This window comes from Falsiroseomonas sp. E2-1-a4 (genome assembly GCF_051433165.1).
Lineage (GTDB): Bacteria > Pseudomonadota > Alphaproteobacteria > Acetobacterales > Acetobacteraceae > Falsiroseomonas.
This window is the reverse complement of record NZ_JBHMFS010000028.1, coordinates 15588-39137: the sequence shown is the minus strand read 5'-3', so window position 1 is coordinate 39137 and position 23550 is coordinate 15588. Positions and strand designations below refer to the sequence as shown.

At 70.4% G+C, this 23550-nt stretch carries 26 protein-coding genes; 15 read left to right on the top strand and 11 right to left on the bottom strand.

Translation table 11 applies throughout. The features are described from left to right. The first annotated feature begins 43 nt into the window (after window positions 1–43). Window positions 44–1027, top strand: a complete 984-nt coding sequence (locus ACFHNC_RS22075) for a Bug family tripartite tricarboxylate transporter substrate binding protein (protein WP_437171405.1) — start codon at window positions 44–46, stop codon at window positions 1025–1027. A 16-nt stretch (window positions 1028–1043) separates the two neighbouring features. Then, the gene (locus ACFHNC_RS22070; protein ID WP_437171404.1) at window positions 1044–2162 is read left to right on the top strand and encodes a DUF2235 domain-containing protein; all 1119 of its coding nucleotides are present in this window, start codon (window positions 1044–1046) and stop codon (window positions 2160–2162) included. A gap of 172 nt (window positions 2163–2334) precedes the next feature. Here ACFHNC_RS22070 and ACFHNC_RS22065 read toward each other — a convergent pair whose 3' ends face one another. Beyond that, a complete protein-coding gene (locus tag ACFHNC_RS22065; RefSeq protein WP_437171403.1) occupies window positions 2335–3321 on the bottom strand; it encodes a Bug family tripartite tricarboxylate transporter substrate binding protein in 987 nt (328 codons plus the stop codon). A 151-nt stretch (window positions 3322–3472) separates the two neighbouring features. On the opposite strand from ACFHNC_RS22065, the gene ACFHNC_RS22060 reads away from it, so the two are divergent. The 10 genes from ACFHNC_RS22060 to ACFHNC_RS22015 all read left to right on the top strand — a co-directional run bounded on the left by ACFHNC_RS22060 (window position 3473) and on the right by ACFHNC_RS22015 (window position 12388). Next, a complete protein-coding gene (locus ACFHNC_RS22060; RefSeq protein ID WP_437171402.1) occupies window positions 3473–4219 on the top strand; it encodes a maleate cis-trans isomerase family protein in 747 nt (248 codons plus the stop codon). A gap of 2 nt (window positions 4220–4221) precedes the next feature. Further along, window positions 4222–4647, top strand: coding sequence for a CoA-binding protein (locus ACFHNC_RS22055; protein WP_437171401.1), 426 nt, complete (start codon window positions 4222–4224; stop codon window positions 4645–4647). 128 nt (window positions 4648–4775) lie between these two features. Further along, entirely contained in the window at window positions 4776–5513 is a 738-nt protein-coding gene (locus ACFHNC_RS22050) for a DUF2076 domain-containing protein (RefSeq protein WP_437171400.1), read from the top strand. Window positions 5514–5612: 99 nt separating this feature from the next. Next, window positions 5613–6524 (top strand): LysR substrate-binding domain-containing protein, encoded by a 912-nt coding sequence (locus tag ACFHNC_RS22045; RefSeq protein WP_437171399.1) that lies wholly within the window; start codon window positions 5613–5615, stop codon window positions 6522–6524. Between the two features lie 5 nt (window positions 6525–6529). Beyond that, the gene (wecB, locus tag ACFHNC_RS22040) at window positions 6530–7708 is read left to right on the top strand and encodes a non-hydrolyzing UDP-N-acetylglucosamine 2-epimerase (RefSeq protein WP_437171398.1); all 1179 of its coding nucleotides are present in this window, start codon (window positions 6530–6532) and stop codon (window positions 7706–7708) included. After that, entirely contained in the window at window positions 7709–8959 is a 1251-nt protein-coding gene (gene wecC, locus ACFHNC_RS22035; RefSeq protein ID WP_437171397.1) for a UDP-N-acetyl-D-mannosamine dehydrogenase, read from the top strand. Between the two features lie 128 nt (window positions 8960–9087). Beyond that, entirely contained in the window at window positions 9088–9444 is a 357-nt protein-coding gene (locus ACFHNC_RS22030; protein WP_437171396.1) for a hypothetical protein, read from the top strand. After that, a complete protein-coding gene (locus ACFHNC_RS22025; RefSeq protein WP_437171395.1) occupies window positions 9441–10439 on the top strand; it encodes a calcium/sodium antiporter in 999 nt (332 codons plus the stop codon). Before ACFHNC_RS22030 ends, ACFHNC_RS22025 begins: the two co-directional genes overlap by 4 nt. A 65-nt stretch (window positions 10440–10504) precedes the next feature. After that, entirely contained in the window at window positions 10505–11740 is a 1236-nt protein-coding gene (locus ACFHNC_RS22020; RefSeq protein ID WP_437171394.1) for an MFS transporter, read from the top strand. After that, complete coding sequence (locus ACFHNC_RS22015) at window positions 11741–12388, top strand: trimeric intracellular cation channel family protein (RefSeq protein WP_437171393.1); 648 nt, start codon at window positions 11741–11743, stop codon at window positions 12386–12388. 520 nt (window positions 12389–12908) lie between these two features. Here the strand turns inward: ACFHNC_RS22015 and ACFHNC_RS22010 are convergent. From ACFHNC_RS22010 to ACFHNC_RS21995, 4 genes are all read right to left on the bottom strand, one after another. After that, the gene (locus tag ACFHNC_RS22010) at window positions 12909–13403 is read right to left on the bottom strand and encodes a hypothetical protein (RefSeq protein WP_437171392.1); all 495 of its coding nucleotides are present in this window, start codon (window positions 13401–13403) and stop codon (window positions 12909–12911) included. Between the two features lie 350 nt (window positions 13404–13753). After that, a complete protein-coding gene (locus ACFHNC_RS22005) occupies window positions 13754–14164 on the bottom strand; it encodes a hypothetical protein (RefSeq protein ID WP_437171391.1) in 411 nt (136 codons plus the stop codon). Between the two features lie 56 nt (window positions 14165–14220). Further along, complete coding sequence (locus tag ACFHNC_RS22000; protein WP_437171390.1) at window positions 14221–15333, bottom strand: alanine racemase; 1113 nt, start codon at window positions 15331–15333, stop codon at window positions 14221–14223. Next, window positions 15333–16457: a pyridoxal-phosphate dependent enzyme gene (locus ACFHNC_RS21995; RefSeq protein WP_437171389.1), complete on the bottom strand. Its 1125-nt coding sequence runs from the start codon at window positions 16455–16457 to the stop codon at window positions 15333–15335. The genes ACFHNC_RS22000 and ACFHNC_RS21995 overlap by 1 nt, the downstream gene beginning before the upstream one ends. A 50-nt stretch (window positions 16458–16507) precedes the next feature. Between ACFHNC_RS21995 and ACFHNC_RS21990 the strand changes: the two genes are divergently transcribed. Beyond that, complete coding sequence (locus ACFHNC_RS21990) at window positions 16508–17608, top strand: M20/M25/M40 family metallo-hydrolase (RefSeq protein ID WP_437171388.1); 1101 nt, start codon at window positions 16508–16510, stop codon at window positions 17606–17608. On the opposite strand, the gene ACFHNC_RS21985 is transcribed toward ACFHNC_RS21990, so the two are convergent. From ACFHNC_RS21985 to ACFHNC_RS21970, 4 genes are read right to left on the bottom strand one after another with little or no spacing between them, the layout of a single operon-like run. Then, window positions 17602–18945 (bottom strand): tetratricopeptide repeat protein, encoded by a 1344-nt coding sequence (locus tag ACFHNC_RS21985; RefSeq protein WP_437171387.1) that lies wholly within the window; start codon window positions 18943–18945, stop codon window positions 17602–17604. The genes ACFHNC_RS21990 and ACFHNC_RS21985 overlap by 7 nt on opposite strands. Window positions 18946–18956: 11 nt before the next feature. Then, window positions 18957–19631, bottom strand: coding sequence for an SDR family NAD(P)-dependent oxidoreductase (locus tag ACFHNC_RS21980; protein WP_437171386.1), 675 nt, complete (start codon window positions 19629–19631; stop codon window positions 18957–18959). A gap of 9 nt (window positions 19632–19640) precedes the next feature. After that, window positions 19641–19988 (bottom strand): YnfA family protein, encoded by a 348-nt coding sequence (locus tag ACFHNC_RS21975; protein ID WP_437171385.1) that lies wholly within the window; start codon window positions 19986–19988, stop codon window positions 19641–19643. Beyond that, complete coding sequence (locus ACFHNC_RS21970) at window positions 19961–21100, bottom strand: M20 family metallopeptidase (protein ID WP_437171384.1); 1140 nt, start codon at window positions 21098–21100, stop codon at window positions 19961–19963. Before ACFHNC_RS21970 ends, ACFHNC_RS21975 begins: the two co-directional genes overlap by 28 nt. A 114-nt stretch (window positions 21101–21214) precedes the next feature. Here ACFHNC_RS21970 and ACFHNC_RS21965 point away from each other — a divergent pair, with 114 nt between their 5' ends. Beyond that, on the top strand, window positions 21215–21808 hold the full coding sequence (locus ACFHNC_RS21965; RefSeq protein ID WP_437171383.1) for a TIGR00730 family Rossman fold protein: 594 nt from the start codon (window positions 21215–21217) through the stop codon (window positions 21806–21808). Next, window positions 21808–22737 carry a bifunctional riboflavin kinase/FAD synthetase gene (locus ACFHNC_RS21960; RefSeq protein ID WP_437171382.1) on the top strand — a complete coding sequence of 310 codons (930 nt, stop codon included), beginning with the start codon at window positions 21808–21810 and terminating at the stop codon, window positions 22735–22737. Before ACFHNC_RS21965 ends, ACFHNC_RS21960 begins: the two co-directional genes overlap by 1 nt. Window positions 22738–22796: 59 nt before the next feature. Here ACFHNC_RS21960 and ACFHNC_RS21955 read toward each other — a convergent pair whose 3' ends face one another. Further along, a complete protein-coding gene (locus tag ACFHNC_RS21955; protein ID WP_437171381.1) occupies window positions 22797–23039 on the bottom strand; it encodes a hypothetical protein in 243 nt (80 codons plus the stop codon). Between the two features lie 66 nt (window positions 23040–23105). Continuing rightward, window positions 23106–23417 (bottom strand): hypothetical protein, encoded by a 312-nt coding sequence (locus ACFHNC_RS21950; protein ID WP_437171380.1) that lies wholly within the window; start codon window positions 23415–23417, stop codon window positions 23106–23108. Between the last annotated feature and the right edge of the window lie 133 nt (window positions 23418–23550).

The following is a 23550-nucleotide window of genomic DNA, read 5'->3' as shown; positions in this document are numbered from 1 at the left end:
CGTCTCTCCCTAGGCTGGCGGCAACACTGGGAGAGTTTCATCAATGACCCGCTTCGCCCGCCGCGCCGTCCTGCTCGGCGCCCTCGCCGCGCCATCCCTCGCATTCGCGCAAACGCGCCGTCCGCTGCGCGTGGTGGTGCCCTTCCCGCCTGGTGGCGGCGTGGACAGCCTCGGCCGCCTGCTGGCGGAACGGCTGGCGCCGCTGCTGGATGGCCAGTCGGTGGTGGTGGAGAACCGCAGCGGCGGCGGCGGGCTGATCGGTGCCGATGCGGTGGCCAAGGGGCCGGCGGATGGCAGCATCATCGGCATCATCGGCGCCGCCACGCTCTGCGCCGCGCCCTTCATCCAGCCCTCCATGCCCTTCGACGTGACCAAGGATTTCCGCGCGGTCAGCCAGATCTCGGACAGCGCGGTGGTGATCGCGGTGGGCACCGATGTGGCGCAGCGCCATGGCTGGACGGATATGGCCGCGCTGCTGGCCTGGGCCAAGGCGAACCCGGGCGGCGTCCGCGTCGCCAATGCCGGCATCGGCACTGTGACGCATCTGACCCTGTCCGCCATCAACACCGCGGCGGGGGTGGAGATGACCGCGGTGCCCTATCGCGGCGGCGCGCAGCAGGCGATCGATGTCATCGCCGGCACGGTGGAGGCCACGGCGGACCTGCCGGCGGCGCTGCTGCCGCATATCGCCTCGGGCCGGATGAAGGCGATGGGCGTCAGCTCCGGCAGCCGCCTGGCCTTCCTGCCGGATGTGCCGGCGCTGGCAGAGACCCCTGCGCTGGCCTCCATCAACATCCGGTCCTGGAACAGCCTCCTCGCCCCGGCCGCGACGCCGGAGGCGGAGGTGCAGCGCCTGTTCGCGGCGATCCGCCAGGTTGGCCAGGACCCGTCCTTCGGCGCCGCGCTGCGGCCTTTCGGCTATGATGCGGTGGTCTCCGAAAGCCCGGCGGCGATGACGGCGCTGATCGCGCGGGAAACCCCGGTCTGGCGCCGGCTGGTCGAGATCTCGGGCGCGGCGCGGCAATAGCCAGGGGGGTATCGGCATGACGGCGAAGCGGCTGGTCGTCTGCTTCGACGGCACCTGGAACAGCGCCGATGCGGCGCGGTCGGAGACCAATGTGGCGCGGCTGGCCCGCGCCGTGCGGGCCAATAGCGGCCAGGACGGCATCCGGCAGATCACGCTGTATCTGCGCGGCGTCGGCACCACCGGCATTGCATTGCAAAGGCTGGTCGGCGGCGCCTTCGGTGAGGGCGTCGATGACAATATCCGCTCCGGCTACATGTTCCTGGTGCAGAACTACGTGCCGGGCGATGAGATCTTCCTGTTCGGCTTCTCCCGCGGGGCCTTCAGCGCGCGCAGCCTGTCTGGGCTGATCGGGTCCTGCGGGCTGTTGAAGCGCCAGCGGCTGGCCGATCTCCGCGCGGCCTGGAGCTACTACCAGACCGCCTCCCCCCGCAGCCCGGCGGATTTCTGCGAGAACCATGGCTCCGACTGCCACACCGAGGTGAAGATCGCCTTCCTCGGCGTCTGGGACACGGTGGGGGCGCTTGGGGTGCCGGCGACGATGCGGAACCGGCTGTTCGCCGCGCCGAACCGGTTCCACGATACCGAACCCTCCCGCATCGTGCAGCGCGGGCGGCATGCGCTGGCGATCGAAGAGCTGCGGCGCAGCTTCGTGCCGACGCTGTGGACCGGGGTGGAGCCGCCCGGCTGCGACATTCGCCAGATGTGGTTCGCCGGCGCCCATTCGGATGTGGGCGGCGGCTACACCAACCGCCGGCTGGCGGAGATTCCGCTGCTCTGGATGGCAGAGGAAGCGCAGGCGGCGGGGCTGCAGCTGGACTTCACCATGCTGCCGCCCGCCACCGGCGGCGCGCCGGACCCGGTGGCGCCGCACCATGAATCCCGCTGGTCCCTCACGCGCCTTCTGCCGCCCCGCTATCGCGCGGTGCTGGAAAGGCAGCCCGCGCTGGGGCGCTGGGAAAGCCTGGCGCAGCCCCTGGATGCGCAGGGCCGCGCGCTGAAGCCGATCAACGAAAGCCTGCACCCCAGCGTGGCGGCGCGGTACGGGCTGCCGGTGACGCGGCTGAAGGGCGGCCGGGACCCGGTTGGGGCGGAGATCACCTACCGCCCGAGGAACCTGGTCCCGCCGCTGCCCTGATCGCGGTTCACGCCAAATCCCGCGGATCGTGACCGATCCGCCTCAGGCGCCGGCGCTTTGCTTGGCTCGCCGCATAAGCGGCGGGCCGCATTCGCGGCCTCGGCCGGTGTCGTGCGTGGAGCACGCCTGCGCGATGACGCCGGCCGCAGGTTCCGGTCAACGGTTTCTGGGTTCAGTCCACCCGCGCGCCCACGGCCTCGATCACCACGCGCCACTTGGCGCTTTCCTCCGCCATGTAGGTGGTGAAGGCGGCGCGGCCCATGGCGCGCGGAATGGCGCCGCCGGTGGTGACGCGTTCGATGAAGGCCGGGTCCTGCACGATCGCCTGCAATTCGGCATCCAGCCGCGCCAGGATCGGCTCCGGCACCCCGGCCGGGGTGCACAGCCCGAACCAGCCGGTGGAGGTGATGTCGATGCCCTGTTCCTGCATCGTCGGCAGGTCCGGGAAGGCGGAAACCCGCCCGGTGCCGCTGACCGCGATGGGGCGCATGCGCCCGGCCTGCGCCATCTGCGTCACCGCGGAGATGGACTGGAACAGCATGTCGATGCGGCCCTCGATCAGGTCCGAATTCATCTGGCCGCTGTTGGTGTAGGGCAGGTGCTGCAATTGTAGCCCGGTGATGATCTGGAACTGCGACCCCGCCAGATGCTGCGAGGACCCGGCGCCGACCGAGCCGAAATTGATCGGCCGCCCCTGCGCCTTCGCCCAGGTGATGAATTCCTGAAGGTTGCGCGCCGGAACGCTCGGCGGGATCACCACGATGTTCGGCACCAGCGCGATCAACCCGACGGCGGCGAAATCCTTCTCCGGGTCGAAGGGCATGTTGCGGTACAGCCACTTGTTCGCGGCATTGGCCGCGATGGTGGCCAGGCCCACCGTGTAGCCATCCGGCGCCGCGCGGGCGACCTGGGTCATGCCGATATTGGTGCCGGCGCCCGGGCGGTTGTCCACCACCACCGGCTGGCCGAGCCGGCCCTGCAGCCGGTCCGCCACCAGACGGGAAATCACGTCGCCGGCGCCGCCCGCCGGGCCGGGATTGATCCAGCGGATCGGCCGGTTGGGCCAGTCGCCGGTTTGCGCACGGGCGCCGGCCAGCGGCAGCGCCGCGCCCAGGCCAAGCAGGGCCGCACGACGCGACAGGGTGGGGAGGGTGTGCATTGTTGTTCTCCGGAAGCCTTCCTGGACGGCAAGGAGACGTCGCAAAGCAGCCTCTGGCAAGGGCAAGCCTTGGCGAATTGCAACCTTGCGGGTCTGGCGTCTGCCGTGCGCTGTGGCAGGCTGCACCCAGGATGGACGAAGGATGGCCTAAATGGGTGACGTGCTCGGCTGGCGCTGCAAGTTCGGGGTGATGGGGCCGTCCACCAACACCGTTGTGCAGCCGGATTTCGACATGATGCGACCGGCCGGCGTCACCAACCACTACAGCCGCATCTTCACCCCCAATGCCGATGCCGTCTCCAACGAGACCTTCCGCGCCGGTGCCGAACTGATTGGCCGCAACACGCTGGATGCGGTGCGGTCGGTGATGACCTGCAAGCCGGATGCGCTGGTGATGGGCATGTCCGCCGTCACCTTCTTCGACGGCGCCCGCGGCGCCGACCGCTTCGTGCGCGAGGTGGAGGATCTGTCCGGCCTGAAGATCAGCGTCGGCAGCCATGCCTGCACCGCCGCGCTGAACGCCTATGGCGGCATCCGGCGCCTGGCGGTGATGTCCCCCTACTGGCCGGCGATGAATATCGAGGTGGCGCGCTATTTCGGCGATATGGGCTTCGACGTGGTGCGGGACACCGCCTTCCGCTGTTCCTCCTGGACCGATATCGCGGCGCAGACGCCGGCGCGCTGCGTGCAGGGGATCAAGGAGATCGATGGCGACGATGTGGATGCCATCGTCCAGGTCGGCACCAACCTGTCCATGGTGAAGCTGGCGGCGATGGCGGAGCTGTGGCTCGGCAAACCCGTGATCGCCATCAACGTTGCCACCTACTGGCACGCCCTGCGCAGCCGCGGCATCCCGGACAAGGTGGAGGGCTGCGGCAGTCTGCTCGAAAGGTTCTGAATGTGACGGAAGACGACCGCATCCGCGATCTGCTGCTGACCACCCGCCGCATTGCCGTGGTCGGCGCCTCCAACCGCCCGGAGCGGGCGAGCCACGGCGTGCTCGGCTTCCTGCTGGCGCGCGGCTACGACGCGGTGCCGGTGAACCCGACACTTGCCGGGCAAGACATCCATGGCCGGAAGGTGCTGCCCGGTCTGGACCAGGCCGGCCCGCTCGACATGGTCGATGTGTTCCGCCGCAGCGCGGAGGCCGGCGCGGTGATGGATGAAGCGGTGCGGCTCGGCGCCAAGTCGGTCTGGCTGCAACTGGGCGTGGTGGATGAGGCGGCGGCCGCCCGTGCCCGGGAAGCGGGGGTTGCGGTGGTGATGGATCGCTGCCCGGTCATCGAATGGCGCCGGCTCGGACTGCCCGACCAGCTGGCTCACTGAACGTCACAGGGGTGCCGCTTGAAATGATCGGCGCGACGGGCCAATTCCCCGCCCGGATGAATTGCGGGTAACGTGACAGGCCATTCCCGGCCGGCGGCCCCGCATGACCGCAAAGGGACCAGGGGACCATGACGGACGAGGAACGCCGGATCATCACCGGCTATGTCGAGCGGGTGAGCGGCGCAGCAGGCGCGGCGCCAGCGCGCCCGGCCTCGCCCTGGGGGGCGCTGGGCGGTGGCCAGCAGCAGCCGGCGCAGCCGCTGCCGCCGGTGGACGCCGAGGCCGACCGGCTGATCGGCGATCTGTTCGCCCGCCACCCGGAGGCGCGCTACCGCCTGACCCAGACCGCCTTCGTGCAGGAGCACGCGCTGGTCGAGATGCAGAACCGCATCCAGCAGCTGGAATGGGAGCTGGAGCAGGCGCAGTCCCAGGCGAGCCAGGCGCAACAGCAGCCGCAGCGCGGCGGCCTGTTCGGCGGGATGTTCGGCGGCAACCAGCAGCAGCAGCAGCGCCCGATGATGCGCACCCGCCCGCAGCCGCAGCCGCAATATCCGCCGGGCCACAACCCGCAGGCGCTGCAGCAGGGCCAGAGCGGCGGCTTCATGCGCACCGCGATGATGACCGCGGTCGGCGTCGCCGGCGGCATGATGCTGGGCAATGTGCTGATGGGCGCGCTGGGCGGCGGCGGCGCCGAAGCGGCCACGGCCGACGCGGCAGCCGGGGCCGGCGGTTTCGGCCAGGAAGCGGTGCCCACCTCCTCCCCCTGGACCGATCCGGGTCAGGACGCCGCGGGCCATGACGACCAGGGCTACCAGGATGATGCCGGCGCCTATGATGATGGCGGCGGCTACGACGAGGACATCTGAGGCTGGATTCTGCCGGCGCCGCGCCCCCACGGCGCCGCCGGCAGGTTTCATCAACCAGGAGTTGCTTGTTAACGTGTGATTCACCATCATCGGCGGATCATGCGTAGACCCGACCTCGATCTCGACCTGCTGCGCTGCTTCGTGTTGGTCGCCGAACTCGGCGGCTTCACCGCGGCCGGCAGCGCCCTGTCCCTGACGCAGTCGGCGGTCAGCCTGAAGATCAAGCGGCTGGAGGACCTGCTCCGCCGCCCGGTCTTCCGCCGCACCAGCCGCCGCGTCGAGTTGACGGCGGAGGGCGAGACGCTTCTGGCCCATGCCCGGCGCATGCTGGCGCTCAACGACGAAGCCGTGCGCCGGATGGTGGAACCGCCGGTGGCCGGCCGTCTCCGCCTCGGCGTCGCGGATCATTTCGTGCCGCGCAGCCTGGCCCATATCCTCGCCCGCTTCGCCCGCACCTACCCGGATGTGCGGCTGGAAGTTGAGGTCGGGCGCAGCCACGAATTGCGCGTGAAACAGGAAGCCGGCGGGCTGGACCTGGTGCTCGGCAAGCGCCGCGACGGGGAAGTGGCGGGGGTGGCGATCTGGACGGAGCCCGTCGTCTGGGCCGCCGCGCCGGATTGGCAGGCCCCCTTGGACCGCCCGCTGCCGCTGGCGCTGCTGCCGGAAGGCTGCATGTTCCGCGAACGCGCGCTGCGCGCCCTATCCCGCGCCGGGATGGCCTCGGAGACGGTGTTCACCTGCGACAGCCTGCTGGGGCTGGCCGCCGCCGCGCAGGCCGGCTTCGCCCTGACGGTGCTCGGCCGCAGCGGCTTTCCGGCCGGGCTGCGGGAGGTGGCGGGACTGCCGGAGCTTGGCGTGGTGGAGATGGCGGTATTCGGCGACCCGGAACGCCGCAGCCAGGTGGTGGAACCGCTGGTCGGCTTCATCCGCGAATCCCTCGGCGTTCCGGCTGCGCCCCCGGTGGCGGTGCTGGGGGCGGTCCTGGGGGCCACGCTGGGTCAGGCCGCATGAACGCGATGCCCCAGCCGCCCCACGGCTGCCGCATCCTCGTTGCCTTCGGCACGCGGCCGGAAGCGATCAAGATGATGCCGGTACTGGCCGCCTTGCGGCGCCAGCCCCGGCTGCGGCCGCTTGCCTGCGCCACCGGCCAGCATGGCGGGCTGGTGGCCGATGTGCTGGCCGAATTCGGCGAGCGGGCGGATATCGACCTCGGCGCCCAGCCCGCCGGCCAGGGCCTGCCGCTGCTGACCGGCCATCTGCTGACCGCGATGGCCGGCGCCATTGCCGCGACGCGGCCGGATCTCGTGCTGGTGCAGGGCGATACGGTCAGCGCCTTCGCCGCGGCACTGGCCGCGCATCAGGCGGGCGTGCCGGTCGGCCATGTCGAGGCCGGGCTGCGCTCCGGCGACCTGGACAACCCCTGGCCCGAGGAATTCCACCGCGTCGCGATCGATGCCCTGGCGGCGCTGCGCTTCGCGCCCACCGCCGCGGCGGCGGCCAATCTGCGGGTGGAGTATGGCAGCGGCCAGGTGCTGGTCACCGGCAATACCGGGATCGACGCGCTGTTCGGTGCGCGCCGCACCGGCAAGGTGCCGGTGGAGATTCGCCCCGGCCGGCGCATGGTGCTGGTCACGGCGCATCGGCGGGAAAATTGGGGCGCGCCGCTGCTGCGGATCGCCGATGCGGTGGCGGCGCTTGCGGCGCGCGGCGATGTCGAGGTCGTCTGGCCGCTGCACCCCAATCCGGGCGTGCGGGATGCGGTGACGGCGCGGCTCGGTGCGGTGCCGGGCGTGCATCTGCTGGGCCCCCTGCCCTATTGCGACAGCGTCGCCCTGATGCGCGCCGCCTGCCTGCTGCTGACCGACAGCGGCGGCATGCAGGAGGAAGCGCCCGCCCTCGGCCTGCCGGTGCTGATCCTGCGGGAGGTGACCGAACGGCCGGAGGTGGTTTCGGCCGGCGCCGCGCTGGTCACCGGCACGGCCACCAGCGTGATCCTCGCCGCCGCCAATGCCCTGCTGGACCAGCCGGACCGGCTGGCGGAAATGGCCCGGCCGATCTTCCCCTATGGCGATGGTCGCGCGGCGGACCGGATTGCGGAGGCGGTGGCGCAGTGGTGGGAGGCCAGGGCCTTCGCAGGCGGGGCGGAGCCGGTTGGTGCCTCTCCGTCCCATCAGGACAAGGTGGACCAGATCTAGGTGCATCGCCTCTGCGTGATGGGTTTGGGCTATATCGGGCTGCCGGCCGCGGCGATGCTGGCCAGCCGCGGGCATCAGGTGGTGGGCTGCGACACCGACCCGCGCGTGGTCGCCGCGGTGCAGGCCGGCCAGGCGCATTTCCGCGAACCGGACCTCGACATGCTGCTGGCCGCGGCGCTGACCACCGGGCGGCTGATGGCGCAGGCGGTGCCCGCCCCGGCGGAGGTCTTCGTCATCGCCGTGCCGACGCCGCTCGGCCCCGGCAACCGCGCCGACCTGTCCTGCGTGGAGGCCGCCACGGATGCGATCGCGCCCCTGCTGCGCCCGGGCAACCTGGTCATCCTGGAATCCACCTGCCCGGTCGGCACGACGGAGGCGCTGGCGGCCAGGTTGGCCACCGCAAGGCCGGATTTGGCGCTGCCCCGCCGAGGCAAGCCGGCGCCACCCGGCTGCGTGCATCTGGCGCATTGCCCGGAACGCGTGCTGCCGGGGTCCATGCTGCGGGAGTTGGTGGCGAATGACCGCATCATCGGCGGCCTGACCCCCGCTTGCGCCGAGCTGGCCCGCGCGGTCTATGCCGGCTTCGTCACAGGGCAATGCTGGATCACGGATTGCCGCACGGCGGAACTCGCAAAACTGGCGGAGAACGCCTTTCGCGACGTGAACATCGCCTTCGCCAACGAATTGGCCGCGATCTGCGAGGCAGTGGAGGTGGACCCCTGGGCCGCCATCACGCTGGCCAATCGCCACCCCCGCGTCGCCATCCTGCAACCCGGCGCCGGCGTCGGCGGGCATTGCATCGCGGTGGACCCCTGGTTCCTGGCCGAGGCCGCACCCGACCGATCCGCCCTGATCCACGCCGCGCGTGGGGTGAACGGGGCGAAGCCTGGCCAGGTGGCCGCACGCATCCGGGCACTGGCGGCATGCATGACGCGCCCCGCCATCGCCTGCCTCGGCCTGACCTACAAGGCGGATGTGGAGGATCTGCGCGCCAGCCCGGCGCTGGCGATCGCCGAGGATCTGTCCCGCGACGGCACGCTGCGGCTGCTGTGCTGCGACCCGTTGCTGCCCGCCTTGCCGCCATCCCTGGCCGGGCGGCCGGACGTGGCGCTGGTCGGCATCGAGGCGGCGCTGGTGCAGGCGGATATCCTGGCCATCCTGGTGCCGCATGCCGCCTTCCGCGCGCTGCCGCCGCAGGTCTTTGCGGACCGGGCCGTGGTAGATGCGGTGGGGCTGCTGCGGGGCGCTTGAAAGCGGGATGCGCCGAGCCATTTACGCTCTGGTTCGGGACCCTCTGGCGCCGCGCCGCTCACAGGAGCGGCCAGCGTGATGTCGAACCGTCCACGCGGCTTCGCCGCATGACGCCAAAGGGATTCGACATGACCACCACCTCCCATCCCGGCCGCACGCTGCGGATTCTTGGCGCGCTGCTGCTGGTCATCGGCCTGGCCGGCTACTTCCTGCCGGCGCCGCCGGTGCATTGGACGGCGCTGATTCCCGCGGGGCTCGGGGCGCTGGCCATCCTCGCCGCCTGGCAGCGGCGCGGCCCGGCGCTGGTGACCGGCTTCCTCATCTGCGCGCTCGCCATGTTCGGCGGCGGCTCCGCGCTTTCGCAGATACCGGCGCTGCTGTCCGGGGAGGCCGGGCCGGCCACCGCGTCCCGCGTCGCGACGGCCCTGGTGGCCATCGGCGGCTTCACGGCCCTGTGGCAGGTGTGGCGCCGGAAGCCTGCATGAGCACGCCGCTGCTGATCCTGCTCGGCCTCGGCATGCTGGTGCTGGGGGGCGAGTTCTTCGTGCGCGGCGCGGTGCGGATCGCGGAGCGGCTTGGCGTTTCGCCGCTGATGATCGGGCTGACCCTGGTCGGCTTCGGCACCTCGACGCCGGAGCTGGTGACCAGTGTGCAGGCCTCGCTGGCCGGGTCGCCGGGCATCGCGCTGGGCAACATCGTCGGCTCCAACATCGCCAATATCCTGCTGATTCTGGGCCTGTCGGCGCTGGTCTTCCCCATCGTCGTGCCCTCCGCGGCGCTGAGGCGGGATGGCGTGGTGGGAGCGGTTGCGGCGGCGGCGCTGCTGGCGGTGGGGCTGTTCTGGACGCTGGACCGGGTGGTGGGGGTCGCCTTCCTGCTCGGGCTGACCAGCTACCTCGTCTATGCCTGGCGGCAGGAGAGCGCGAGCACAGGGGACCACACCGCTGCCTTTGAGAAGGCGCAGGCGCTGGAGGAGGTGCACCCGGGCGGCCTCGCCCAGCACGCGGAGCACCCACCCGGCGGTTTCTGGCGCGGCGTGCCGGCCTCGATCGGCTTCGTGGTGGTGGGGCTGGCGCTGGTGGTGGCCGGCGGCGGCTTCCTGGTGGAGGGGGCCACGGCCCTGGCCCGCGGCCTCGGCGTGTCCGAGAGCGTGATCGGCCTGACCATCGTGGCCGTCGGCACCTCGATGCCGGAGCTTGTCACCTCCCTCGTCGCGGCGGTGCGGCGGCATGCGGATGTGGCGCTGGGCAATGTGCTGGGCTCCAACATCTACAATGTGCTGGGCATTGGCGGCGTCACGGCGCTGATCGCGCCGACCGCGGTGCCGCCGGAGATCGCGGGCTTCGACATGTTCGTGATGTTGGGCGTGGCCCTGCTGCTGCTGGTGCTGGCGCGCAGCGGATGGCGCATCGGGCGGCGGGAGGGCGGGCTGCTGCTGGCGCTGTATGCCGGCTACCTGCTCTGGATCTGGCCGAGCTGAGGCCGGATTGACCGCAGGGCCGGGCCGGGCGCAGTTTCAGCCCAGCCGAGAGGAGCCCGCGCGGCATGGCAGCCACCACCGCCCCGGATACGGATGCGCCACCCCCTGGCCAGGATGGCCGCATCCTGGCGCTGATCGGCACCGGGCATTTCCTCAGCCATTTCTACATGCTGTGCCTGCCGCCGCTGTTCCTGGTGTGGCGCGACGAATTCGGCGTGACCTTCGCCGAGCTGGGCCTGGCCGTGGCGCTGATGGCGGCGGTGACGGCGGCGTTGCAGACCCCGGTGGGCTTCCTGGTGGACAAGCACGGCGCACGCCCCTTCCTGGTGGGCGGCGTGCTGCTGATGGCGCTATCCATCGCCGCCATGGCCTTCGCCCCCGGCTACTGGGCCATCCTGCTGCTGGCGCTGCTCTCGGGTGTCGGCAATTCGGTGATCCACCCGGCGGATTACGCGATTCTCGGCGGGTCGATCCACCCGAGCCGCATCGGCCGCGCCTTCGCCATGCACACCTTCACCGGCAATCTCGGCTTCGCCGCCGGGCCGCCGGTTGTGGCGGGCCTGCTGCTGGTGATGGGCTGGCGGCAGGCGCTGCTGCTGCTCGGGCTGATCGGCATTCCCGTGGTGCTGGCGATCCTATGGCAGAGCCGCATCCTGCGCGACCAGGCCAAGCCGAAGAAGGCCACCGGCGGGCCAGGCGGGCGGGAGTTGCTGCTGTCCCGGCCCATTCTGCTGTTCTTCGGCTTCTTCCTGCTGTCGGCCATGGCCGGCACGGTGATCCAGGCCTTCTCCATCACCGTGCTGATGGAGATGTGGGGCACCCCCGTCGCGATCGCGTCCTTCGCGCTGACCGGCTACATGGTGGGGGCGACCGGCGGCACGCTGGTGGGCGGCTGGTTCGCGGACCGCTCGAAGAAGCATCTTGCCTTCATCCTGGTGCTGACCCTGCTGGCGGCGCTGCTGCTGCTGGCGCTGGGCGTGTTGCCGATGCCGCATTGGATGCAGCCGGTGGTCGCGGGCGCGGCGGGGCTGGCCATGGGCTCCTCCCGCACGCCGCGCGACGTGATGCTGAAGGATGCGATTCCGCCGGGGCAGATGGGCAAGGTGTTCGGCTTCGTCTCCGCCGGCCTGCCGCTGGGCGGGGCCATCACGCCGGTGCCGGTGGGGCTGCTAATCGACTACGGCTACGCCTCGCTCGTTTTGCCGCTGGCGGCGCTGCTGCTGGTGGGGTCGCTGCTGTGCATGGGCCGCGCCAGCAATGCGGCGCGGCGCGCGCGGCCCTTTGCCGTGCCGGCGGAATAATTGGGCGGGCTGGACAGCGCGCTGCAGGTCCTGGACCTGCTGGGCATCGCCGTCTTCGCCGCCTCCGGCGCGCTGGTCGCCAGCCGCAAGCAGCTGGACGTGGTGGGTTTCGTGCTGATCGGCATGATCACCGGCTTCGGCGGCGGCACGGTGCGGGATTTGCTGCTGGGACGCACGCCGGTGTTCTGGCTCAATCAGCCGGAAGTGCCGGCGACTGCCGCCGCCGCCGCGCTGCTGGTGTTCTTCTTCGCGCACCGCGTGGAAAGCCGTTTCAAGGCGCTGCTCTGGGCGGATGCGCTGGGCATGGCGCTGTTCGCCGTGCTCGGGGCGGAGATTGCGCTGATCGCCGGGGCGCAGCCCTGGGCAGCGGTGCTGCTCGGTACCGTGACGGCGACCGCTGGCGGCATCATCCGCGACGTGGTCTGCGATGAGCTGCCGCTGATCCTGCGCAAGGAAATCTACATCACCGCCGCAGCGGCGGCCGCGCTGGCCTATGTGGCGCTGCGCCTGGCGCTGCTGCCGCGCGATGTGGCGCTGGTTGCGGGCATCGCACTCGGCTTCGGCATCCGCGGCGCCGCGATCTGGCGCGGCTGGTCGCTGCCCGCCTTCAAGCCACGCCCGGCCCGGGATTATCCGGACCGGCGCTGACCGCCTCTGTGCCGCCGTGTTGCCGCGGTGCCGAGAATACCTCGCCGCCAGCAGCCCCAGCTCGGTGCGCCGGTAGAAGCAGAGCTGGCCCTCCCGCTCCGCCCGCTGCGCCAGCACCGACGCCTGGCGTTCCGGCGGGTCACGACGATCGAGGCGTGGGGGCGTCGCCGAAGTCGCCCAGGCCGGCGCCAATTCGCCAAGCTGCACCCGCACACACACCACGAGGATCAGCAGGCCAAGCAGTACCAGGCCGAAGGGTCCGAGGACGGCAACCACCAGGAACACCGCACTCAAAAGGGTGACGAGAATTGCGGAGGTGGCCGCATTTGCAAGAACAGCGGCAAGAGGCGACATGCGTTAGCATTACAGCCAAGACATTTTGACTGGGTTCGCGAATTAGCGCCGGGCCTTCACGCTTCTCGGCTTGGCAGGTGATGCCGCCGGATCTGAAGAGGGCGCCTCTGTGGCTGGCGCCAAGACCACGATCGACCCTCTCCCGGCCTGGTCGGTCCAGGCCGGCTCAGCGGTCTTTGGCGACACCCAAGTCGAAGGTCGTGGTCGTGCCGGTATCCCATTTGACCCTGTAGCGCGCGGTGCCGCCATCGACATGGCTGCCCAGGCCGAAGATGAGGATCCAGTTCCGTTCCGACGGCTCCACATCGAAGAACACCGACGTGAAGCTCCTCGTGCTGTACGACGCGCCGGTGCTGTCGTGATGGTAGCTGCCGCGGGTGCCGCAGGGCGACCGCGACGGCCGGGCGTCGGAACCCGCGATTCGCCAGAGGAACTTCCGCTCATCAGCCGACAGGGGGTAGGTGCGCAGATGGCCCATCAGCTTGAAGGCAATGGCGGAGTCCTTGCCGCCATCATACTGCCAAACCGGGCCGTCGGTGGTGCCATGGGTGCTCGGCTCCGACCTTGAGATCGAGAAGCATTTGAAATGCTTGCCAGTCGCCCGCTCCGCCGGGGCGACGACCTCCTGGCCGCATACCCAGCAAATGATCAAGCCGCTCATGACCCGTTTCCCCCGATGACAGGGCGTCGCGACCGATGGCGCCCGACGCGGTCCCAGCAGGCCGCGTGCCACAGTAACGGTCTGGCTGCGGAATGCACAACAGGGTTGTGGGACGGACGGCGCTTCAGCGTGGGCGCTGCCCGGCCCGAGGCTATCGGGCGATGCCTAGCCCGAATAACGCGCTTGGGTTGTACCAGAGCGGGCTGACGCCATCAGGGTGGCCGAAAAAGGATTTCCTCGCAGAAAAATTCACGATATCAGCATTCTTTGCGTTACCCAGCAAAATCAGTGGCTTGCGCCTGGATCGGGACTCGTCGTGACTAATCCAGGTACAGATTTGCGCAGTCGACCTACAGGCAGCTTCCCGCGGCTTCCGGCGCCTCAAAGCCGTCGAATCGTGCGCGCTGTTCCTGCGCCTCGGTCCAGATCAGGCCGTTGCTGCCCGGCTCGATACGGGCGGTACCTTCGACCACGCGGCTGGCGGAAATGGCGGCCTGGCGGCTGTAGGTCAGTTCCCGTCCATTGGGCGCCATGCGCCAGGACAGCACCGGCAGCGGCCGGCATCGGAAAAGCGCGCGCACGGCGAGCAGGCCGGTGCCATCGGCCTGCAGCAGCAGGCGCGCGTCACCGGCCGGGCTACGCAGCCGCGCGGTGCGGCCGACCCATTGGGGGAAGGGCGGCACCGGCTGGTCGGCATGTGCCGGACGGAGGAGCACGGCGGGGAGCAACAGGGCGCTCCGGCGGGACATCTGGACCATCATGGCCCAGCATCCGCGCTGTCACGCGCCCGCACAAGAACTGCAACACTTCGATATCGTTACCAGAAATTGACCCGGTCCCACACCGCCACCACGCGGCCGGCCTCGTCCAGCACATGGTAGTGCGGATGCGCCGCGGCGGTCAGGCAGACATGGTTGGGCGCCACGCGCAGCCGGGTGCCGACCTTCAACCGATCCAGATCCAGCGTGCCGCCTTCCGCGGCGCGGACCTCGCCATGCTCCTGGTGCACCCGCACCACCATGGCATCGCCGAGGCTGGGCTGGCCCGCTACATCCAGCACACGGCCGAACTTCCAGTCGCGCGGCGCGGCCTCCGTGCTGCGGTCCTTGGACAGCGCCAGCGCCCCGGCATCGACCAGCACGGCGTTGCGGGCGGGGTAGCGGCCGGTGACGCTGGTCAGCACCGTGACCGCGATATCCTCCAGCGGATGCACGCCGAGCTGTGCCTGCAACAGGTCGCCCATCATGTAGACGCCGGCGCGCATTTCCGTGACGCCCTCCAGATGCGCGGCATAGAGCGCGGTGGGGGAGGCGCCGGCCGAGACGACCGGCACCGCATGGCCCGCCTCCCGCAGCCGCGCCGCGGCCAGGACGATGCCGGCGCGCTCGATCTCGGCAAGCTCCGCCATCGCGGCCTCGCTGCGGCCGGCATAGGAATGACCGGAATGGGAAAGAACGCCGGCCAGCTTCGGGCCGAGCGCGGCGCCGATCTCCAGCAGCGCGTCGCTGTCCGGCGCCACGCCGGCGCGGCCCTCGCCGATATCCACCTCGATCAGTGTCGGCAGGCGGCCGGGATGGGCGGCGATGGCCTGGGCGGTTTCCAGGTCATCCGTGATGATCCGCACCTCGGCGCCATCCGCGTTCAGCGCGGCCACGGCATCCAGCTTCGCCGGCGTGATGCCGACCGCATAGATCTGGTCGCGAAAACCATGGGTGGCGAAGTAGCGCGCCTCGGCCAGGGTGGAGACGGTGATGGGACCGCCTCCGGGGGCGACCAGTTCGGCCACCGCAGCCGATTTCGCGGTCTTCATATGCGGCCGCAGCACCACGCCGGGATGGCGGGCGATGGCATCCGCCATGCGGGCGATGTTGCGCTTGAGCGTCGGCAGGTCGAGCAGCAGGCAGGGGGTCGGCAGATGGTCCAGCGACATCAGATGGCGACTCCCAGCATTTCGGCATAGCGCGGCGTGGATTTGAGGCCGGTGCCGGTGAGCACCACCACCGTGGTTTCTCGCTCCGCAATCCGGCCCTTGGCGCGGAGCTTGGAGAAGGCGGCGGCGGCCTGGGCGCAGGTGGGCTCGACATAGAGGCCGGTGCGGGCCAAGGCGAGTGCGGCCTCGGCGATCTCCGCCTCCTCCAGCAGCACGGCGCCGCCATGGGACTCGCGCAGGGCGGTGAGGCACTCGGGCAGGCGAATCGGCTGGGCGATGGCGGTGCCCTCCGCGATGGTCGGCTGGGCTTCGACCGCCGGCAGGCCGAGGGCGGCGCGTGCGATGGGGCCGCAATTCACCGGTTGTGCCGCCCAGATCTTCGGAAGCTTTTCGATCTGGCCCGCCCGCAAAAGTTCGGAAAAGCCCAGCCAGCAGCCGAGGACATTGGAGCCGGCGCCGCAGGGGACGATGACGTTGTCCGGGACCTTGAAGCCGAAATCCTCCCAGAGTTCGTAGGCGAGGGTCTTGGTGCCTTCCAGGAAGAAGGGCTGCCAATTGTGGCTGGCGTAGAAAAGCTCGTCCGATTTCGCCAGCGCCGCATCAGCGCAATCCTGGCGCGAGCCGGGGATGAGTTCGATGGTCGCACCCGCCGCGCGGGATTGCACCGTCTTGGCCGGGCTGGTGCTGGCGGGGACGAAGATGGTGGCGGCCAAGCCACCCGCCGCCGCATAGGCGGAAACGGCGGCGCCGCCATTGCCGGAACTATCCTCCAGCACGGCGGAGATGCCCTGGTCGCGCAGCAGGGACAGCATGACGCTCGCACCGCGGTCCTTGAAGCTGCCGGTGGGCATGAACCACTCGCATTTCAGCAGCGCCGTGCCGCCGGGCAGCTTGCGTTCCACCAGCGGCGTGCAGCCCTCCCCCATGCTGATCGGCGCCTTGGGCATCCAGGGCAGGGCCGCGGCGTAGCGCCAGATGCTGCGGGTGCCGGTATCGATCTCGTGGCGGGACAGGCCCTGCCGCAGGGTCAGCAGCAGGGGCGCCCGGTCGTCGCCGCACCAGCGGGGGGTATCAAGCGGCCAGGTGCGGCCGCTGCGGGGGTCGAGGTAGCTTTGCGCGTTCATGCGCGCATCCTCCCTTGCCCGCCCGGCGCGGGCAAGCGACCCTGGCAGGCATGAGCCTTCATGACCCTGTGCTGCGCCTGGCAGCCGACCTCATCGCGATCGACAGCCGATCCACCCTCTCCAACCTGCCGGTCGCCGACCGCATCGAGCAGGAGTTGTTCGGATTTGAGGTGGAACGGCTGGACTACACGGATGCCAACGGTGTGCCAAAGCGGGCGCTGGTGGCGCATAAGGGGCCGAAGGGTGGCTATGCGCTGTCCGGGCATATGGACACGGTGCCGGCGACGGGGTGGGAGAGTGATCCCTGGGCGCCGCGGCTGGATGAGGCGGGGCTGCTGCACGGCCTCGGTAGCGTGGACATGAAGGGGCAGGTGGCGGCCGCCATCATCGCCGCCCAGAACGCGCCGGCGGATGTGCCGGCGACGCTGCTGATCACCACCGACGAGGAAACCACCAAGGAAGGCGCGCGGCGCATCGCGCGGGACAGCGTGCTGGCGAAGTCGCTGAACCTGGCGGGCATCTTCGTGGTGGAGCCGACCGGGCTGGTGCCGGTGCGCGGCCATCGCAGCCACATCGCCTTCACCGCGACGGCGCATGGGGTGCAGGCGCATTCCTCCACCGGCAAGGGCACGAATGCGAATTGGAAGCTGCTGCCCTTCCTGGTGGCGATGCGCGCGGTGCATGACGAGCTTCGCAGCAACCCGGCGCTACAGGATGCGGATTACGACCCGCCGTTTTCCGACTTCAACCTGATCCTCGACAACCACGGCACCGCCATGAACGTGACGGTCGCGAAGGCCACCGCACAGATAAAATTCCGCTACAGCGCCAAGGTGGACCCGAAGCCCATCCTGCAGGCCGTGCGGCAGGCGGCGCGGGATGCCGGGATCGACCTGACCGAACAGATGGAGGGTTTTCCGCCCGAGCTGCCGGCCGACCACCCCTTCATCGCCCGCGCCACGCGGCTGACCAACCACGCGCCGCGCACCGCCCCCTACGGCACGGATGCCAGCGAGTTGCAGGTGCTGGCGCCCTGCGTGGTGCTCGGCCCGGGCGACATCGCCATGGCGCATACGCCGCGCGAATGCGTCCGCGCGCAGGATTTGTTGGACGCTGTGCCGGTGTTCGCCCGCGCCCTGGCCGGTCAGTAGGCGACGGCCAGCGCCGCTTCGGCGAAACCGACGCGGCGTGCCGGCGGCACTGGGGATTTGGCGGCGGCGCGTTCCAGCGCCAGCCGCGCGTCCGCCTGGCGACCCGCCTTCATGGCGGAATCCACGAAAATCTGTTCCAGCACATCCTGCTGCGCGTGGCTGCCGCCGAGGCGGTGCAGGTCGCCCAGCGCCGGACGCAGCGTGTCGCAGACCTCGGCGTGGCGGCCTTCCGCGTGCAGCGCCACGGCACGCGTTGCCGGCAGGGCGGCGTCGCGCAGGATGCGGGCGTGGTGCGTGTTGCCACGCGCAGCCTCCTCCAGCGCCGCAAGCTGCCGCGCGGCGGCGTCACGCCGGCCCCCGGCGGCGAGCGCCATCATCCAATGCGGCTGGGTGAAGGCCGAGAGCGTATCGCCGATGCGCGCCTCCGCCTTCTCCGCCAGTTCCTCCCACCGATCGCCCACGGCGATGCCGCGCAGTTGCAGGCGGAACAGCATGGAGGCCGCGTTCTGCACATCGATGTAGAGGTCCGGCTGCGCCAGATGGACCTTGGATTCGCGGTTACGAAAGCGCGTGTCGTACAGCCGCAGCACGCCGTCGAAATCGCGCTGCTCCGCCATGAACATCGCCTGATGCCACCAGAGATGGTGCATCAGGTTGTTGCCGCCGTCCCAGTTGGGTTCCAGCGCCGCGATCCAGTCCAACCCTTCGGTCCGGCGGCCCTGCATCTCCAGCACATGCGCCACGCCATGCGCGGCCCAGAGGTCGGCACGGTCCAGCGCCACGGCGTCCCGCCCGGCATGTTCGGCGATGGTGTAGCTGCCGGTTTCCTCATGCGCGAAGCAGCGGCAGGCGAGCACGCTGCCATAACCGGCGGTGCTGTCCGACCAATGCGGCATCACCTGTTCCACCAGCGTCACCATGCGTTCCGGCGCGCCCATCCAGAAGGCGCAGAAATGGTGCAGGCGGAAGGCGAGCAGGTCGCGCGGATGCTCCGCCACGATCTGTTCCCAGATCGACAGCGCCTTCTCCGGCGTGCCGTCGATCCAGGCCGACAGTGCCGCCATATGCGCGCGTTCCCGCGCATTGGCCGGCAGCGCCTGCGCCTTGGCGAGCGACCCGGCGGCGCGGCCAAGCAGCGCGCGGTCATAGGCCAGCATCGCGAAGCTGCCCGCCATCACCTGGCCCAACGGCGCCGTGGAATCGGCGGTGAGAAACGCCTTGAGCCGCAGGCCGGTATCAAAGCGGTACTTCAGAAACCCCTCGATCGCATGGTCGAAGGCCCGCGCCGCCTCGACGGAGGCAACGGTCATCGCATTGCCCTGGGCATCGTTGTGCATTGGCGTTTCCCTCAGAAAGTCTCGACCCAGGGCCGCAGCTCGATCTCGGCGGACCAGGCGCTGCGGGGCTGGCGGATGGCGGCGAGTGCGGCGGTGGCGATGGCATCCGGGTCCAGCAGCGTGTCCTGCCCCGTCTCCGGCCGGCGTTCGCTGCGGATGCCGCCATCCACCACGATATGCACCACATGCACCCCCTGCGGATGCAGCTCCCGCGCCAGCGCCTGGCCGAGGCCGCGCAGCGCGAATTTCCCCATGGCGAAGGGGGCGGAGCGGGCATAGCCTTTCACCCCGGCAGAGGCGCCGGTCAGCAGGATGGTGCCCGTGCCACGCGGCAGCATCTGGGCGGCCGCCTGCTGTGCCACCAGGAAGGCGCCGAAGGCGCAGACTTCCAGGGTGCGGCGCACATCCTCCGGCGCCAGCTCCACCGTGGGACCACGCACGCGGAATGAGGCGTTGTAGGACACCACCTCCGCCTCCGCCGCCGCCGGCTGGGCGAACAAGGCCGCGACCTGGGCGGGGTCGCTGGCGTCGCAGCGATGCAGGCTGGCGCCGGTCTCGGCAGCGAGCGCGGCCAGCTTGTCGGTATCCCGCGCCGCCAGCGCCACGGTGTAGCCCTCCGCCGCCAGAAGGCGCGCGAGGCTGGCGGAAAAGCCCGGCCCGGCACCGACGATCAAGGCTTTCGGCATGGCGTTCTCCTAACCCCGCGGCGCCAGCAGGATGACCCCGGCGCCGCCCAGACATAGGAGCATACCCAGCAGATCGAAGCGATCCGGCCGCGCGCCCTCCACCGCCCACATCCAGCCCAGCGAGGCGGCGATATAGACCCCGCCATAGGCGGCGAAGGCTCGCCCGGCGAAGGGCGTATCGATCCGCGTCAGCGCCCAGGCGAAGAAGGCCAGGCAGGCGAGGCCCGGCAGCAGCCACCAGGCGCTGCGCCCATCCCGCAGCACCGCCCAGGCGGCGAAGCAGCCGGCAATTTCGGCCAGCGCCGCCAGGGCGTAGAGGGGGAAGGTGCTCAGTCGATCTCCTCCAGCAACCCGCACAAAGTCGCGCAGCGGGCAGCGAGGTCGGTCCAGATGATGTGCTCATGCGGCGCGTGGGCACCCGCGCCTGAGCAGCCGAGGCCGTCCAGCGTCGGGATGCCGAGTGCCGCGGTGAAATTGCCGTCCGAGCCGCCACCGCGATGCTGCTTCGGCAGCGTATAGCCCGCCGCCGCCGCCAGGCCCTTCGCCTGCTCATACAGCGCCACGATTTCCCCATTCTCCGCGAAGGGCGGTCGGTTCATGCCGCCGGTGATGCTGACGACAATGCCGTCCTGCTCGCCGGCAAGTCCCAAAATCAGCTTCTCCAGCCGCTCGCCTTCCGCGATGGACGGCACGCGCAGATCGACCTCGGCGCCGGCCTCGGGCGGGATGACGTTGGGGCGGGTGCCGCCGAAGACCGGTGCGACATTGGTGGTGATGCCGGCGGAAAGGTCCGTCAGCTCGTGAAGCCGCAGCACCAGGCGGGACAGGGCGACGACGGCGCTGCGGCCCTCCGCCCAATTGCCGCCGGCATGCGCCGAGACGCCGCGCACCTTCACCACGAAGCGGCCCACACCCTTGCGCGCGGTGACGCAGGCGCCGCCGGCGCCGGCCGGTTCCGGGATCAGCACGGCGCGCGCGCCACGAGCGGTGTTCTCGATGATGTCGCGGCTGGTCGGGCTGCCGACTTCCTCATCAGGCGTCAGCAGCAGCACGATCGGGCGCTTCGTCGGGATCTTCTGGCGCAGGATCTCGCGCACCGAATGGAAGGCCATGAAGGAGCCGGCCTTCATGTCGTAGATGCCCGGGCCATAGGCCTTGTCGCCCTCCACCCGGAACGGCATCGGCCCGGCCAGCGTGCCGTGGTCCCACACCGTGTCGAGGTGGCCGGAGACCATGACCGGCGCCAGATTGCTGCCGGCCACGCCCGGCGTGCGGCAGATCAGCGTGTCGCCGAAGCCGTCGCGGCCGGGGATGCGGGTGATATCGCCGCCCACCGCGGCAAGCTCCGCCTCGCAGCGGTCGATCAGCGCATTCACCGCCAGAGGGTCCGTGGTCGGCGTTTCCTGCTCCACCCAGAGGCGCAGTTCCTCCAGCAGGCGTTCGGAAGTGCCGAGGGTTGTGGCGGGCATGGTGAAATCCATCTGCAATGAGGCGGACCGGTTCTCGCAAACCGCCCCGGCCTTGTCGATCCAACCTGCCCCGGCTAACGCAGCCATGCGGCGGCGCAGCATGAGGGCCAATTCGTGACGAGACCGAAGCGGGTATGCGTGTTCTGCGGCTCCATGGTCGGTGCCCGGGAAGACTATGCCGAGGCAGCGCGGGAGCTGGGGCGGGAGGTGGGCCGGCGTGGCATCGGCCTGGTCTATGGCGGCGGCGCCGTGGGCCTGATGGGCATCGTCGCCGACGCCGCGCTGAATGCGGGCGCGGAGGTGATCGGCGTGATTCCGCACGGCCTGCTGAAGCGCGAAGTCGGCCATGGCGGCGGCGTCGAGATGCATGTCGTGGACACGATGCATGAGCGCAAGGCGAAGATGGCGGAGCTCTCGGGCGGCTTCATCGTGCTGCCCGGCGGCTTCGGCACGCTGGAGGAAGCGGTGGAGGCGCTGACCTGGGCGCAGCTCGGCATCCAGGCCAAGGGCGTGGTCTTCCTGGACGTGTCCGGCTTCTGGACCCCCTTCCTCGACGTGCTGGACTTCATGCAGCGGGAAGGCTTCGTGCGGGAACAGCAGCGGCCGCTGGCCATGCGCGCGGCGACGGTGGGCGAGGCGCTGGACAAGCTGGCCGGCTTCGCCCCGCCCCCCGGCACCCAGCCCTGGCTGCGGCCCGACCAGGCGTGATGCCCGAGATCATCCAGGATTGGCACGCGGTGCCGGCCGCGGCCCGCGGCGCCACCGTGGCGCTGGGCAATTTCGACGGCGTGCATCGCGGCCATGTGGCGGTGCTGCGTGCGGCGCATGCCGCAAGGCCGGACCTGCCGCTCGCCACCCTGACCTTTGAGCCGCATCCGCGGGAGCATTTCCGGCCCGAGGACCCGCCCTTCCGCCTGACCCTGTTGCCAGAAAAGGCGCGGGCGCTGGGGGCGCTGGGCGTGCAGACGGTCTTCGCCCTGCCCTTCGATGCGCGGCTGGCCGCCATGCCGGCCGAGGCCTTCGTGGAACAAGTGCTGCACCAGGCGATCGGCGCCCGGCACCTGGCCTGCGGCACCAACTTCGCCTTCGGTCACCGCCGCGGCGGCGATGTGGGCTTCCTGGCGCAGCAGGCGGAGGCCCGCGGCATCGGCCTGACGGTGGTGCCGCCGGTGGTGGATGAGGGTGGGCCGGTCTCCTCCACCCGCATCCGCCGGGCATTGCAGGATGGCTACCCGGACCGTGCCGCGGCCGAACTCGGCCGGGATTGGGAAGTGCGCGGCGTGGTGTTCCACGGCGACAAGCTGGGGCGCGAACTGGGCTGGCCCACCGCCAACATCCTGCTCGGCCGGCATCTGGAGCCGGCGCGCGGCGTCTATGCCGTGCGGGTGGCGCTGCCGGACGGACGGGTGGTGGAGGGTGTCGCCAATGTCGGCCGCCGCCCGACCCTCGGCGGAGACCCGGTCACGCGGCTGGAAACCCATATCTTCGACTACACCGGCGACCTGTACGATCAGGAAATCGGCGTGCGGCTGGTGCGCTTCTTGCGGCCGGACGCGACCTTCGCCGGCCTCGAGGCGCTAAAGGCGGCGATCGCGGCGGACGCGGCGGAGGCGCGGCGGGTGCTGGCAGCGGCTTAGGCAATTGTCTCAACGCATTTTCTGGATCGCCTTGCGAAGCCGCAAGGCTTGAAAATGCCCTAACCGCGCCGGCGCAGCGCCTGCTCGATCAACTGGCGGTCGCGCGCCTCGCTGCGGCGGCCATGCACCACGGCCAGCGCCCAGATCACCGCGATGCCCCAGGCCGCCTGCCCGGCGACGAAGGGCAGCAGGATGAACAGCAGCCCGCCTATCCAAAGCAGTCCGTTGAACACGGCCTGGAACGGCTTGCCGGCGAACAGGATGGCGAGGGGAGGGACGAGAAGGGCGAGGAGGTATTGCATGATACCCCCCATATCGCCCTGCCGGCCCTTCGGTTCAATCGGCGAGGCCGATCCTGGACGAGGGTTTCACGCCGCCGTTGCGAGTTCCACCACGGCCTCGGGCAGCGGGCGCACGACACGGCCTTCCATCGCCTCCACCCGCCGCACGCCGATGATCTGGCCAAGATTGCCCGCCACCAGATGCACCATGCACAGCGGCATGGCGTGCAGCGCGACTTCGGCGCGGATCGCATCCCCTTCCCGCGTCGCGCGCACCAGGTCGGGGATCAGGTCGCGCTTGGCAAAAGGCTCCAGGATGCGCGGCAGCAGGCCGGGGAATGCATCGGCGGTGACGGTGAAGCGCGCCGCGCAAAGCGGCTCGGGGTCGTAGAAGGACATCTGGGAAGGCTCCGGATCGGGTGGCGAAGAACCGAGAAGGCACCCGGCCGCGCATGCGCCCATCCCCCCATGGGGGGATCGGGTCAGGCGACCGGGCCGATAATTCGGCCCGTGAGGATCCGGAAGGTCGTCA